12 protein-coding genes are annotated in these 13303 nt (G+C 65.3%); 9 read left to right on the top strand and 3 right to left on the bottom strand.

Annotated elements, in window-relative coordinates; translation table 11 throughout:
- Positions 1-38 precede the first annotated feature (38 nt).
- Positions 39-1172 (bottom strand): ABC transporter substrate-binding protein, encoded by a 1134-nt coding sequence (locus AAG813_RS11380; RefSeq protein ID WP_341914975.1) that lies wholly within the window; start codon positions 1170-1172, stop codon positions 39-41.
- A 164-nt stretch (positions 1173-1336) separates the two neighbouring features.
- Positions 1337-2467, bottom strand: coding sequence for an ABC transporter substrate-binding protein (locus tag AAG813_RS11375; protein ID WP_341914973.1), 1131 nt, complete (start codon positions 2465-2467; stop codon positions 1337-1339).
- A gap of 63 nt (positions 2468-2530) precedes the next feature.
- On the opposite strand from AAG813_RS11375, the gene AAG813_RS11370 reads away from it, so the two are divergent.
- From AAG813_RS11370 to AAG813_RS11335, 8 genes are all read left to right on the top strand, one after another.
- Positions 2531-4645, top strand: coding sequence for a molybdopterin oxidoreductase family protein (locus tag AAG813_RS11370; protein WP_341914971.1), 2115 nt, complete (start codon positions 2531-2533; stop codon positions 4643-4645).
- A 2-nt stretch (positions 4646-4647) separates the two neighbouring features.
- The gene (locus tag AAG813_RS11365; RefSeq protein WP_341915085.1) at positions 4648-5760 is read left to right on the top strand and encodes an aminopeptidase; all 1113 of its coding nucleotides are present in this window, start codon (positions 4648-4650) and stop codon (positions 5758-5760) included.
- Complete coding sequence (locus AAG813_RS11360; RefSeq protein ID WP_341914969.1) at positions 5753-6085, top strand: polyhydroxyalkanoic acid system family protein; 333 nt, start codon at positions 5753-5755, stop codon at positions 6083-6085. Before AAG813_RS11365 ends, AAG813_RS11360 begins: the two co-directional genes overlap by 8 nt.
- A gap of 134 nt (positions 6086-6219) precedes the next feature.
- Positions 6220-7155, top strand: coding sequence for a LysR family transcriptional regulator (locus AAG813_RS11355; RefSeq protein WP_341914967.1), 936 nt, complete (start codon positions 6220-6222; stop codon positions 7153-7155).
- A 37-nt stretch (positions 7156-7192) separates the two neighbouring features.
- Entirely contained in the window at positions 7193-8404 is a 1212-nt protein-coding gene (locus AAG813_RS11350; protein WP_341914965.1) for a CaiB/BaiF CoA-transferase family protein, read from the top strand.
- Positions 8401-9342 (top strand): hydroxymethylglutaryl-CoA lyase, encoded by a 942-nt coding sequence (locus tag AAG813_RS11345; protein WP_341914963.1) that lies wholly within the window; start codon positions 8401-8403, stop codon positions 9340-9342. The genes AAG813_RS11350 and AAG813_RS11345 overlap by 4 nt, the downstream gene beginning before the upstream one ends.
- Complete coding sequence (locus AAG813_RS11340) at positions 9339-9731, top strand: VOC family protein (RefSeq protein WP_341914961.1); 393 nt, start codon at positions 9339-9341, stop codon at positions 9729-9731. The genes AAG813_RS11345 and AAG813_RS11340 overlap by 4 nt, the downstream gene beginning before the upstream one ends.
- 64 nt (positions 9732-9795) lie before the next feature.
- Positions 9796-10785, top strand: a complete 990-nt coding sequence (locus tag AAG813_RS11335; protein ID WP_341914960.1) for a tripartite tricarboxylate transporter substrate binding protein — start codon at positions 9796-9798, stop codon at positions 10783-10785.
- 603 nt (positions 10786-11388) lie between these two features.
- Here AAG813_RS11335 and AAG813_RS11330 read toward each other — a convergent pair.
- The gene (locus AAG813_RS11330; protein WP_341914958.1) at positions 11389-11643 is read right to left on the bottom strand and encodes an acyl-CoA-binding protein; all 255 of its coding nucleotides are present in this window, start codon (positions 11641-11643) and stop codon (positions 11389-11391) included.
- A 124-nt stretch (positions 11644-11767) separates the two neighbouring features.
- Here AAG813_RS11330 and AAG813_RS11325 point away from each other — a divergent pair, with 124 nt between their 5' ends.
- On the top strand, positions 11768-13300 hold the full coding sequence (locus AAG813_RS11325) for a wax ester/triacylglycerol synthase family O-acyltransferase (protein ID WP_341914956.1): 1533 nt from the start codon (positions 11768-11770) through the stop codon (positions 13298-13300).
- Positions 13301-13303 lie beyond the last annotated feature (3 nt).

Here is a 13303-nt window from a genome sequence, read left to right as displayed (position 1 = left end):
AGGCGCTTTTCTTTTCAGGAAGTGGTGACCGGTGCAGCTCAGGTGCGCACACGTCCGTCGCCGGTCAGCATGGACAACTCCACAAAGCTGGAGGCCACATGGTCGGTCGGCGAGAAGGACACGGCAAATCCGCCCAGCGACTGGCTGCCCAGACTCTCCAGGCCGGCAATCAGCGAATCGCGGCTGAGCTTGCCGCTGGCGCGCTTGAGGCCCTCGACGAACAGCTTGGCGGCCACGTAACCTTCCATGCTGGAGAAATTGGCCTGGGCATCCTTGCCGGCCGCTTTGACAGCATCGGCAAACTCGCGCGCAATCGGACGCGCCGCGTTATAGGGCGAAGGCATGACCTGGGACACCACCACACCGGCACCGTCCTTGCCCAGCTCGTCGGCCAGTGCCTGCGTACCGACAAACGACACGTTATAGAAGGTGCCGCCGTAACCGGCCTTGCGTGCGGCGCGAATGAAGGCGGCACACGATTTGTAGGCGCTGATCTGCACCACGGCGTCCGGGGCCGCGGCGATCAGGGTCTGGACCGCCTTGGCCACATCCACGGAATTGCGCTCCACCGTGGCCTGCGCCACCGTCTTGAGCCCCAGTCCGTTCAGGGCCAGGGTGACGCCGTCCAGACCGGCCTTGCCGTAAGCGTCGTTCTGGTAGAACACCGCAATCTTCTTCAGCCCCAGGCCGGTCAGCTGCTTGACGATGAGGCCGGTCTCGTCGTTGTACGACGCGCGGACGTGAAAGGCATATTTGTTGAACGGGTCGCGCAGGCCCATGGCGCCGGTGAACGGGGCAATAAAAGGCACCTTGTCCTTGGTCGCCAGCGGCAGGGCCGCCAGGCTGGTCGGGGTACCGATGTAGCCAAACAGCGCAAACACGTCGTCGGCAATCAGCTTGCGGGTGTTCTCGGCGCAGCGGTCCGGCTCGTAACCATCGTCCAGGTTGCGGATTTCAATCTGGCGCTTGCCCACGCCACCCTGGGCGTTGACCTGGTCGAAATAGACCTTGGCGCCCTGGTAGAACTGGATGCCCAGTTGCGCGGCAGGGCCGGTAAAGGCGGCCGACTGACCAAGGATGATCTTGCTGTCGGACTGGGCCCGGGCAATGTTGAAGCCGGCCAGCATGGCGGCGCCGGCAGTGAGGGAGAGTTTTCGGCGAGAAATAAGCATGCTTACATTTTCGCCAAAGACAGGGCCCGCGACACAGCAGCCCCCATCACGCCACAGGCCTCTTTTTGAGTATTTACTACTTTAGTTTTAAGAACTAACCCTATAGATGGTCAACCCGGTATTTTCCGTCAGAAATTCGTCAGACTTCTGTCGCGGGGGCCCCACTATTCGCGCACCCGCCCCTGCGAGTCGATCAAACCGAGCTCGACCAGCCGCGAACCCACGCGGTCTTCCACAAAGTGAATGCGGAAGCCGCCGATGCTGAGATCGTCCAGGGCCTCAATGGCCTTTCTGACCTTGGCTCGCGTCGGGTCCTTGCTGATGCGGCGCAAGGCTTCGGTGTACACGCGCGCCGCAATGTAGCCTTCCACCATGTAGACATTGGGTTTGCCGAGCTTGGCCGCGGCGGCGTCGGCCTGCAGCTCACGCACCAGCGCCACCTTGGAGCCATCACTTTTGGGAACCACGCGTGCCACCACCACGCCGGCACCTGACTTGCCGAGCTGTTCGGCCAGCAGGCTTTCGCCGGTATTGGAAAAACCATAAACCGGCCCGCGAAACCCCTTGGCCCGCAGTTCCCGAACCACCGACGCCGCACTCTGCGAATCACCGATCACCAGCACCGATTCGGGACCCGGCGCCAGGGCCTTGTCCACGGCGCCAGCCACCGCTCCGCTGGAAAAGGCAGCATTGGCAAGAAGGTTGGCGCCCATGCTGGTCATGGTTCGCTGCGCCGAGTCCAGTGCAGCCAGCGACTCACCATCGTTGGCATGCAAAATGGCCAGCTTGCGCGCGCCCAGGGCGGCTGCATGTTTGGTGATGGCCGCGGCTTCTTCCGAGTAGCCGGGACGCAGCGAGTAGATATTGGCATACAGCGCGCCGCGAAATTCGTCGGCCGCCGCCATGGGGGCGAACAAAATGATGTCGCTGTCCTTGATCAGGGGATAAGCGGCCGTCACCTGGGGCGAACCGTAAAAGCCGAACAGGGAAAGCACCCCCTGGTCGAGCAGCTTCTTGGTGTTGGCGGCGGTGTTGGCCGGGTTGCCCTGGTCGTCCAGCGTGACCAGTTCGATCTTGCGTCCGTTGACCCCGCCAGCCGCGTTGACGTTGTCAAAGTAAAGCTTGGCGCCTTGATGAAAAGGCTGTGCCAGCGAGGAACCCGGGCCGGTCAGCGCCAGGCTCTGGCCCAGCACGATGGCGGTTTTACTGACCCCTTCCTGGCTGTGCACCAATGCCCCGGCGAGCGCCAGGACAGCTACGATGAGGGTCTGCCCCAGGGTGTGTAATGTTTTCATATTGATGGCCCTGGCTGAAACGCAAGCAGGGTCGGCTCCTAGTAAGAAAATGTAGTTCTATTTATGACGCTTCCCATCAGCATCTCCCCTAGTGTCAATTTCACGCATGGCACGGCCAAGGTGCGCGGCGCCTGCCCGCACGACTGTCCCGATACCTGCGCCCTGCTGACCACCGTGGAAAACGGTGTGGCGGTCAAAGTCCAGGGCAACCCCGACCACCCCCAAACCGGCGGCGTGTTGTGCACCAAGGTGTCGCGCTACACCGAGCGCAGCTACCACCCTGAACGCATCCTGCAGCCGCTCAAGCGGGTGGGGCCCAAGGGTTCGGGACAGTTCGAGCCTGTCAGCTGGGACAGCGCGCTCGATGAGATTGCCGCGCGGCTGCAGGCCATCACGCAGCGCGACCCGCAGGCCATCGCGCCCTACAGCTACGCCGGCACCATGGGCCTGGTGCAGAGTGAAAGCATGGCCGCACGCTTTTTCAACAAGCTGGGCGCCTCGCTGCTGGATCGCACCATCTGCTCGGCCGCCGGCGGCGAGGGCCTGACGCAGACGCTGGGCCGCAAGGCCGGCATGAAGGTCCAGTTTTTTGCCGAAGCCAAACTCATCCTCATCTGGGGCAGCAACTCGATCGCCAGCAACCTGCACTTCTGGCGTTACGTGCAGGAGGCCAAGCGCCAGGGCGCAAAAATCATCTGCATCGATCCGCGCAAGACCGAAACCGCTGAAAAGTGCCACGAACACATCGCCCTGCAGCCCGGCACCGACGCCGCGCTGGCGCTGGGCATCATGCATGAACTGATCGTCCACGACTGGCTGGACCACGCCTTCCTTGAACGCCATACCATCGGCTGGCCTTTGCTGCGCGAGCGTGCACTGCTATGGAATCCGGAGCGCGTCGCGCAGGTCTGCGGCGTGCCTGTGGAACAGGTGCGCTCGCTGGCGCGTGATTACGGTCAGTGTTTTGTGGACGGGCAGCCGGCGGCGATCCGCCTGAACTACGGCATGCAGCGGGTGCGCGGCGGCGGCAACGCCACACGCGCGGTGGCCTGCCTGCCCGCGCTGACCGGGGCCTGGCGGCACCGCGGCGGCGGCCTGCTGCTGTCGAGCTCGGGCATGTTCCCGGTCAACCAGGCCGCGCTGCAGCGGCCCGAGCTGCGCGCCGGCCGGCAGCCGCGCACCCTCAACATGATCACCATCGGCGACGACCTGCTGAGAAGCAGTTCTGCGGCTTTCGGCCCGAAGATCGAGGCGCTGATCGTCTACAACAGCAACCCGGTGGCGGTGGCCCCGGAGTCGGGCAAGGTGGTGCAGGGTTTTGCGCGCGAGGACCTGTTCACCGTGGTGCTGGAGCATTTCCAGACCGACACCGCCGACTATGCCGACTTCATCCTGCCGGCTACCACCCAGCTGGAGCACTGGGATGTGCACAGCGCCTATGGCCACACCGATGTGCTGCTGAACCGCCCGGCGATCGCCCCTGTGGGCCAGGCCCGGCCCAACACCGAAATCTTCCGCGGCCTGGCGGCCCGCATGGGCTTCACCGAGCCCTGTTTTGCGGAGGACGACGAAACCCTGTGCCGCACGGCCTTCAGCCACCCGGACGGCGACAAAATCGATTTCAACGAACTGCTGGACAAGGGCTTTGCCACGCTGCCCGGCCCCGACGCGCCGTTTGCAGAGGGCCGCTTTCTGACCCCGTCGGGCAAATGCGAATTTTTCAGCGAACGGCTGGCCGCACAGGGACTGGACGGCCTGCCCGACCATGTGCCCAACCACGAGCTGGCCGGCAGCTCGGCCGACTACCCTCTGGCGATGATCTCGCCGCCGGCGCGCAACTTCCTGAACTCCACCTTCGTCAACGTCAAAAGCCTGCGCGACATCGAGGGTGAACCGCTGCTGGAGATCAACGCGCAGGACGCCGCCGCGCGCGGCATCAGCACCGGCAGCGTGGTGAAGGTGTTCAACCAGCGCGGCAGCTACCGCTGCAAGGCCAGGGTGTCCGACCGGGCGCGCGCCGGCGTGGTGCACGGCCTGGGCATCTGGTGGCGCAAGTTCGGCCTGGACGGCACCAATGTCAACGAACTGACCAGCCAGCACCTGACCGACCTGGGGCGCGGCCCGGTGTTCTACGACTGCTTGGTCGAGGTGCAACTTGACGGAGCGCCCGCGCTCTAAATCTGGTGCGCCTCTACCCCTTCACGCCCCGCACCGCCGCCCTGCTTGCGGGCGTGCTGCTGGGCCTGTCCGGTTGCGCCAGCCTCGGTTATTACTGGCAGTCGGTCAGCGGCCATCTGCAGCTGATGAACGCCGCCCGGCCGGTGGATGACTGGCTGCAGGCCAGCGACACACCCGACAAACTCAAGGCCAGGCTGGCCCTGACGCAGCAGATCCGGCGCTTTGCGGTGAGCGAACTGAAGCTGCCCGACAACGCCAGCTACCAGCGTTACGCCGACCTGCGGCGCAAGGCCGTGGTGTGGAATGTGTCGGCCGCGCCCGAGTTTTCGCTGACCTTGCAGACCTGGTGTTTTCCGGTCACCGGCTGTGTCGGTTACAAGGGTTATTTTGACGAAGCCCAGGCGCGCGCCGAAGCCGACAGGCTGAGCGCGCAGGGGCTGGAGGTCAGCGTTTACGGTGTGCCGGCCTACTCCACCCTGGGCTGGATGAACTGGGCCGGCGGCGACCCGCTGCTGAGCACCTTCATCGGCTACCCCGAGGGCGAACTGGCGCGGCTGATCTTTCATGAGCTGGCGCATCAGGTCGTGTATGTCGCCGGCGACATGGACTTCAACGAATCCTTTGCCACCGCCGTGGAACGCCTGGGCAGCGCACGCTGGCTGGAGGCCCACGGCAGCGCCGCCGTCCGCCAGGAGTACGCGCTGTACAGCAAGCGCCGCCAGCAGTTTCGCGCGCTGACACTGGGGCTGCGCCGCGAGCTCAGCGAGATTTATGAACCAAAAACGGCCCCAGCGCCCGACCGTGTTGCGCAAGCAGCTATGAAAAGCGTAGCAATGCAGACCTTTCATACACGCTACGCCGCGCTCAAGGCCGGCTGGGACGGGTACGCCGGTTACGACCCCTGGGTGGCCCGCACCAACAACGCCTCGCTGGGCGCGCTGGCCGCCTATGATGAGCTGGTGCCGGGCTTCGAGGCGCTGTTTGCGCGCGAAGGCAGCGACTGGCCGCGGTTTTATGATGCGGTCAGGCGGCTGGCCGCCCTGCCCAAACAGGAGCGGCACGACGCCCTCCGCCCTTCCATCACCACGAAAACCGAGGAAACACCCCATGGCTGACATCCATATCGAACGCGAGCACAGCCTGGGCATGGCCCAGGCACGCAAGATCGCCTTCCAGTGGGCCGAACAGGTCGAGGAAAAGTTCGACATGAGCTGCACCTACGAGGAAGGCGACAGCTGTGACGAAGTCAGCTTCACCCGCTCGGGCGTCAGCGGCACGCTCAAGGTGACCAAGGACGTTTTCGAGCTCGACGCGAAACTGGGCTTTCTGCTCGGCGCCTTCAAGGACAGGATCGAAGGCGAGATCGTGAAAAACCTCGACACGCTGCTGGCCCAGAAGGCGCCGGCCGCCAAAAAGGCTGCGGCGAAAAAGAAGGCCTGAGGCGTGGGGACTCCCTCTTCACCAGCCGGGGCCGCGGAACCGGCTTTGCCGGGCCGCAGGCGCAGCGCCCCTCTTCTTCGTGCAAGGGGCAGCGCACCGCCGAAGGCACACGAAGTGACAAGCGTGGGGGCCCTTTGAACCTCGCGCGGTTCGACCTGGTGTCCATCCGGCTGGCGGTGGCCTGTGCCCAGACCGGCAGCCTGACCGCTGCGGCGCGCGATTCGCACCTTGCGCTGGCGGCCGCCAGCCGGCGCATCCGCGAACTGGAAGGCGCCCTCGGCGACGCGCTGTTCGAGCGCCATGCGCGCGGCCTGCTGCCCACCGCGGCCGGCCGGGTCTTCGTCAAACACGGCCTGACCCTGCTGCAGACCATGGAGCACCTGGTAGGCGAACTGGCCGATTTGCGCCAGGGCATCGCGCGCCACATCCGCCTGTGTGCCAGCAGCGCGGCCATCAGCCAGTTCCTGCCAACCCTGCTGGCGCAGTACGGCCGGCTGCATCCGCAGGTGCGCGTCGATCTTGAAGAGCAGGTGTCGGAAGCCGTGGTGACCACCCTGCGCGAGGGCCGCGCCGACGTCGCCGTGTTTGTCGAGGGGCCGGACACGAGCGGCCTGGCCACGCGGCTGTTTCGCGAGGACGAGCTGGTACTGGTGTTGCCCGCCAGACATCCCCTGGCAGGAAAAAAAATGCCCATCGCCTTTGCCGACACGCTGGACGAGGAATGGATCAGCCTGACCGCCGGTGCCGCCATGCTGCAACAGCAGCAGCAGGCCGCGCTCGCCGCCAACCGCCCTCTCAAGCTGCGCATGCAGGTGCGCAGTTTCGACGCGGTCTGCCACATGGTGGCCTCCGGGCTAGGCATTGCGGTGCTGCCCAAGGGCGTCAGCCTGCCCATCGTCAAGACCATGAAACTCGGCTGGCGGCCCCTGAGCGACGCCTGGGCGCAGCGGCGCCTGCTGCTGGCCACGGCGGCCGGCGACAACGAGGCGGCGATTGTGTCGCTGGTGGATTTCCTGGCGGCGGGCGCCCAGCCTTCGCAAAAGGCGAAGGCCGGACGCCGCAACAAGTAATGGACGCCAAGTGCCCCGGGCGGCACACTGCGCGGCCATGGACACCTCTTCTTCTTCATCCGCCGGGCCGCTGGCCGGCCTCAAGGTTCTCGAACTCGGCCAGCTGATCGCCGGACCCTTTGCCGCCAAGACCCTGGCCGACTTCGGCGCCGAGGTGGTCAAGATCGAGCCTCCCGGCGCGGGTGACCCGTTGCGCAAATGGCGCCTGCTCAAGGACGGCACCTCGGTCTGGTGGCAGCTGCAGTCGCGCAACAAACGCTCGCTGGCGCTGGACCTGAAGACGCCCGAGGCCCAGGACATTGTGCGCAAGCTGGTCCTCGAGTCCGACGTGCTGATCGAGAACTTCCGCCCCGGCGCCATGGAAGGCTGGGGCCTGGGCCCGGACGAACTGCTGCAGCTCAACCCGCGCCTGATCATGCTGCGCATCAGCGGCTACGGCCAGACCGGCCCCTACCGCGACCGGCCAGGTTTCGGCGTGGTCGCCGAGGCCATGAGCGGTCTGCGGCATCTGACCGGCGAGCCCGGCCGCGTGCCGGTGCGTGTCGGCGTCAGCATCGGCGACACGCTGGCCGCACTGCACGGCGTGATCGGCATTTTGCTGGCCCTGCAGCACCGCCACAGTTCGGGCCAGGGCCAGGTGATCGACGTGGCGCTGTACGAGGCGGTCTTCAACTGCATGGAGAGCCTGCTGCCCGAATACAGCGCGTTCGGCGCGGTGCGCGGCCCGGCGGGCAGCGCCCTGCCTGGCATCGCGCCCAGCAACGCCTATGCCTGCAAGGACGGCGGCTATGCGCTGATCGCCGGCAACGGCGACAGCATCTTCAAACGCCTGATGACCGTGATTGGCCGCGAGGACCTGGGGGCGGACCCCACGCTGTCCGACAACGCCGGCCGCGTGGCGCGGGTGGCAGAGATCGACGAGGCCATCGGCCAGTGGGCGGCGCAGCGCACGGTCGACGAGGTGCTGGCGCTGCTGGACCAGGCCTCGGTGCCGGCCGGCCGCATCTACACCGTGGCCGACATCGCCGCCGACCCGCACTACCGGGCGCGCGGCATGCTGGACGAACGCCACATGGACGACGGCACCAGCTTGATGCTGCCCGGCATTGTGCCCAAACTGTCGGCCACGCCGGGCAGCCACCGGCGCAATGCACCGGCCATCGGTCAGGACAGCGACGCCGTGCTCAAGGAACTCGGCCTGAGCCCTGAACAGATTCGCGGCCTCCGGGAAAAAGGAATCGTGGCATGACACAACGTATTTATTTCAACGAAGTCGCCACGCGCGACGGTTTCCAGATCGAACCCGTATTCATTCCGACCGACACCAAGGTGGCGCTGGTCGATGCACTGGGCGAATGCGGTTACGCCAAGATCGAGGTCACCTCCTTCACCTCGCCGAAGGCGATTCCCATGCTGCGCGATGCGGATGAAGTCATGGGGCGCATACGCCGCGTGCCCGGCGTCGAGTACACGGTGCTGGTGCCCAACCTGCGCGGCGCCGAACGCGCGCTGGAAGCCAGGGCCGACGAGCTCAACCTGGTGATGTCCACCTCGGAGACGCACAACCTGGCCAACCTGCGCATGCCGATGGCGCACAGCTTTGCGGCCTTGTCCGAAGTCATCACCCTCGTGAACGGCCGCACGCCAGTCAACGTCTCGCTGTCCTGCTGCTTCGGCTGCCCGATGGAAGGCAAGGTACCGCAGGCCAGCGTGCTGGACTGGGTGGCCCGTTTTGCCGACCAGGGTGTGCGCGGCGTGACGATTTGCGACACCACCGGCATGGCGCATCCGGCCCAGGTCGGCCGCATGGTGGAGGCGCTGCAGGCGCGTTTTTCGGACCTGCAGCTCACGCTTCATTTTCACAACACGCGTGGCATGGGCCTGGCCAATGTGCTGGCCGCGGTGCAGGGCGGCATCACGCGTTTTGACGGCTCGCTCGGCGGCCTGGGCGGCTGCCCCTATGCCCCCGGCGCCAGCGGCAACATCAGCAGCGAAGACGCCATCCACATGCTGGATGCGATGGGTTACGACACCGGCATGGACCTGGACAAACTGCTGGAAGTGGCACGCCAGATGCCGGCCATCGTCGGCCATGAGGTGCCCGGCCAGGTCGCCAAGGCGGGACGCATCACCGACCTGCATCCGGCGCCGGACTTTGTCGCGGCGCTGCGGGAGCAATTTTCATGATCGACCACCTGGACCATCTGGTGCTGACGACTGCCCATGAAGCGGCCTGCGTGGACTTCTACACCCGCGTGCTCGGCATGGCGCTGGAGACCTTCACCGGCGGCACGCCGCCGGTGGAACGCAAGGCCTTCCGCTTTGGCCAGCAGAAGATCAACCTGCACCTCCAGGGGGCCGAGTTCGAGCCCAAGGCGCACCGGCCCCAGCCCGGCGTGCTGGACCTGTGCTTCATCGCGAACGTGCCGCTGGCCGAGGTCATGGCCCGGCTGCAACGCGAAAACTGGCCCATTCTCGAGGGCCCGGTGCTGCGCACCGGTGCCACGCAAAAAATCCGCTCGGTCTATGTCCGTGACCCGGACCTGAACCTGATCGAGATTTCCGAGCTGGCCTGATCACCGCCCCCTTCCTTTTTCCCTTGCTTCCCTTTCCCAACATCCCCATCCCAGGAGACCAGCCATGCCCACCATTTCAAGAAGAACACTGATCACCGGCGCCGTCGCCGCGGCCACCGTAGGCGCCGCCCCCGCCTTCATGGGCAGCGCCTTTGCGCAGCCCGCCGGCAAGCCCATCACGCTGGTGGTGCCCACCCCGGCGGGCGGCACCACCGACATTGCGGCGCGCCTGCTGGCCGAGCCGCTGGGCAAGCTGCTGGGCACCTCGGTGGTGGTGGACAACCGCGGCGGCGCCAATGGCAACATCGGCGGCCAGCTGGTCGCCCGTGCCCCGGCCGACGGCACCACCTTGCTGGTGCAGTACTCGGGCTACCAGTGCATCACGCCGCTGCTGCAGCCGGTCGCCGGCTTTGACCCCGGCAAGGACCTCAAGCCCCTGGGCCATTTGATCGACGCGCCGCAACTGATGGTGGTGCGCAGCAATTTCCCCGCAAACACCTTTGCCGAGTTCCTCCAGTACGCCAGGGCCAACCCGGGCAAGGTGAACTACGCCTCCAGCGGCAATGGCTCGCTGCAACACGTAACCACGGAATTGCTGAAGGACCTGACCAAAACCTACCTGGTGCACATCCCCTACCGCGGCACCGGCCAGGCCCTGACCGACCTGCTGGGCGGCTCGGTCGACTTCACCATCACGACGCCGCCACCGCTGCTGCCGCATATCCGCTCGGGCAAGCTCAGGGCGCTGATGGTGACAGGCCGCACGCGGCTTGCCGCGTTGCCGGAGGTGCCGACCGCCACCGAACAGGGCGTGCCGCTGGTGGCGTCGTCGTGGTTCGCCGTGTATGGTCCGAACGGCATCCCCACCGAAACATCGGCACGGATTTCAGCCGCGATCAAGCAGGTGGTGGAGTCCGACACCTTCCGCAAACGCGCCGAGGAACAGGGTGCCAAGGCCGTGTTTCTGAATAGCGCGGAACTGGCCAAGCTCGAGACCACCGAGCGCGGCATGTGGAACCGGATCATCAAGGTGTCGGGGATCAAGGCGGATTGATGGCAGGGGTTGAGCTCGTGCTGCTGCTATTTAATTCATAGCCGATTGCGCTTGTCTGTATTGGGCTAATGGCCTGTTTTTTATGGAGGTTTTCGGGCTGGGCCAGCCCCTTGCTCGTCCGAGCTCTTGTTGTGCTTCGGGCAAGCCGGGGCTCGGCCCGGCGGCCGACTCACTGTCTCTTGCTTCGCCAAGAGAAAGTAAGCAAAGAGAAGGCGACCCGATGGTCTGGGTCCCCTGCGCTGCGCTCCGGGGCAACCTGCGGTGCTCACCGAAAGCGGGGCCGAGCTCGAACTCGCTGCGCTCAAACAATCGCTCGTCCTGATCCGCTTTCGGCTGCGCTCCTCGGCCCAGCCCGACGGGTGGGGAAACGAAGACAAATACCAATGTCGAATGCGGGGAGACCTGACGCGCGCAGCGCGTCAGGGCGGAGTCAATCGACCCTTATGTTTGCACGCGGCAGCAGCACACGTAGCCAAATGAAGTCCCCCTCCATCGCCCAGCGGGGCGAGGGAGGGGTTAGGGGTGGGAGTGGGGAGTTACGCCTACTGTCCCAAGCGAACCGGGAACGCAGCGTGATGCCTGCGAGGGAGAACTCGCGCCGTTTCAGCTCAACGACTCAATCAAATCCACATACTGCTGCATCGCCTCTTCCTGCGAGGTGCCCTTGAGGTTGTTCCAGGCATCCCACTTGGCACGCGCGACCATGTCGCTGAAGCCGGGCTTCTTCTCGGTGTTGTCGCCGATGCTGCCCTGCTTGTAGAGCGCGTAGATCTTCAGCAGGGTGGCGTTGTCGGGGCGCTCGCTGAGGTTTTTGGAATCGGCCATGGCCTTGTCGAAAGCGGCTTTGAGGTCTGACATGAAGAGGCTCCGTGGTTGTTGGATGTTGCGGTGAATTGGGGTAACTGCCCGGTATCTTAGCCACTGCCTTGCCTGCAGAATAGGGAATTCACCCCATCCGGGACGATTGGTACACGGAGTTTTCATGGTCACACGCGTTTCGGCCCAGGCAGCGGGCAAAAAGGTCGCAAGGAACGTTCAGAAAAACGTCAAGCGCGCGGTCTCGGGCACGCTAGGCCTGACCGGGGAACGCATGAGCAAGGTCGACACCGCCTGGCTGCGCATGGACACGCCGTCGAACCTGATGATGATTGTCGGTGTCTGGCAGCTCACGCCGGGTGTCAGCCACGCGGCGGTGTGTGAGCGCATGGAAAGCAGCCTGCTCAAGTACGCACGTTTTCGCCAGCGTGTGATGGAAGATGCCGCCGGCGCGACCTGGGTCGAGGACCGCTACTTCGACCTGCAGAACCACGTGGTGGCCGACAGGCTGCCCCCATCCGCCAAAGGCCGTGAGCAGGAGGCGCTGCAGGACCGCGTGGCCGAACTCGCCATGCAGCCGCTGGACCGCAAGCGCCCGCTCTGGCAGATCCACCTGATCGAGGACTACACCGGCCCTGACGGTGTCAAGGGCAGCGCCATGATTGTGCGCATCCACCACTGCATTGCCGACGGCATTGCGCTGATTTCGGTGACCATGTCGCTGGTGGACGGCGGCGCGGCACCGCCCGAGCGGCACAAAAAGGAAAGCAGCGGCGGCGCCGAGGACTGGATCGCCGAGACCCTGCTCAAACCCTTCACCGACCTCACGGTCAAGGCGCTGGGCGTGGCCGGTGAAGGCGCGGCCCGGTCGCTGCACCTGCTGAGCGACCCGCAAAAAAGCATGGCCGGCTCGCTCGACATGGCCAAGGTCATGCTGCAGGTACTCAAGGACAGCGCCGCCCTCGCGTTGATGCCCGACGACTCGAAAACCCGGCTCAAGGGCAAGCCGGGCACCACCAAAAAAGTCGCCTGGTGCCAGCCGATACCACTCGATGAAGTCAAGGCCGTCGGCAAGGCGCTGAACTGCTCGATCAACGACGTGTTGCTCAGTTGCGTGGCCGGGGCGATTGGCGAATACCTCAAGTCGCACGGCGACGATGTCAAAGGCCAGGAAATACGCGCCATGGTGCCGGTGAACCTGCGGCCCATCGAGCAGGCCTACAAGCTCGGCAACCGCTTCGGCCTGGTGCCGCTGGTGCTGCCCATCGGCGTGGACAACCCGGTCGAACGTGTGTACGAGGTGCGGCGGCGTATGGCCGCGCTCAAGGGCAGCTACCAGCCGCTGCTGGCCTTCAGCCTGTTGGCGATTGCCGGGCTGCTGATCAAGCCGGCGCAGGACGCGATGCTCAACCTGTTCTCGAAAAAGACCACGGCGGTGATGACCAACGTGCCGGGCCCGCGCGAAAAACTCACGTTCTGCGGCGCCACGCTGGAGCAAAGCATGTTCTGGGTGCCGCAGTCGGGGGATGTCGGACTGGGCGTGTCCATCCTCAGTTACGGCGGCGGCGTGCAGTTCGGCGTGATCACCGACAGCACCTTGTGCCCGGAGCCGCAGCGCATCATCGACGAGTTTCTGCCGGAGTTCGCCAAGCTGTCCATCGTGACCCTGATGCTGCCCTGGGGCGACGACGCCTCGTGATCT

Source organism: Polaromonas sp. YR568, from assembly GCF_943371715.1.
In the GTDB taxonomy this organism is placed as follows: domain Bacteria; phylum Pseudomonadota; class Gammaproteobacteria; order Burkholderiales; family Burkholderiaceae_C; genus Polaromonas.
Note: the sequence above shows the minus strand (reverse complement) of the source record. Positions and strands in the feature narration are given on the sequence as shown.

Coding starts and splice junctions, on each gene's coding strand:
- AAG813_RS11350 (WP_341914965.1), top strand. CDS start 7,193: ATGGACACCTCTTCTTCTTCATCCGCCGGGCCGCTGGCCGGCCTCAAG.
- AAG813_RS11345 (WP_341914963.1), top strand. CDS start 8,401: ATGACACAACGTATTTATTTCAACGAAGTCGCCACGCGCGACGGTTTC.
- AAG813_RS11360 (WP_341914969.1), top strand. CDS start 5,753: ATGGCTGACATCCATATCGAACGCGAGCACAGCCTGGGCATGGCCCAG.
- AAG813_RS11325 (WP_341914956.1), top strand. CDS start 11,768: ATGGTCACACGCGTTTCGGCCCAGGCAGCGGGCAAAAAGGTCGCAAGG.
- AAG813_RS11335 (WP_341914960.1), top strand. CDS start 9,796: ATGCCCACCATTTCAAGAAGAACACTGATCACCGGCGCCGTCGCCGCG.
- AAG813_RS11340 (WP_341914961.1), top strand. CDS start 9,339: ATGATCGACCACCTGGACCATCTGGTGCTGACGACTGCCCATGAAGCG.
- AAG813_RS11330 (WP_341914958.1), bottom strand. CDS start 11,643: ATGTCAGACCTCAAAGCCGCTTTCGACAAGGCCATGGCCGATTCCAAA.
- AAG813_RS11380 (WP_341914975.1), bottom strand. CDS start 1,172: ATGCTTATTTCTCGCCGAAAACTCTCCCTCACTGCCGGCGCCGCCATG.
- AAG813_RS11370 (WP_341914971.1), top strand. CDS start 2,531: ATGACGCTTCCCATCAGCATCTCCCCTAGTGTCAATTTCACGCATGGC.
- AAG813_RS11375 (WP_341914973.1), bottom strand. CDS start 2,467: ATGAAAACATTACACACCCTGGGGCAGACCCTCATCGTAGCTGTCCTG.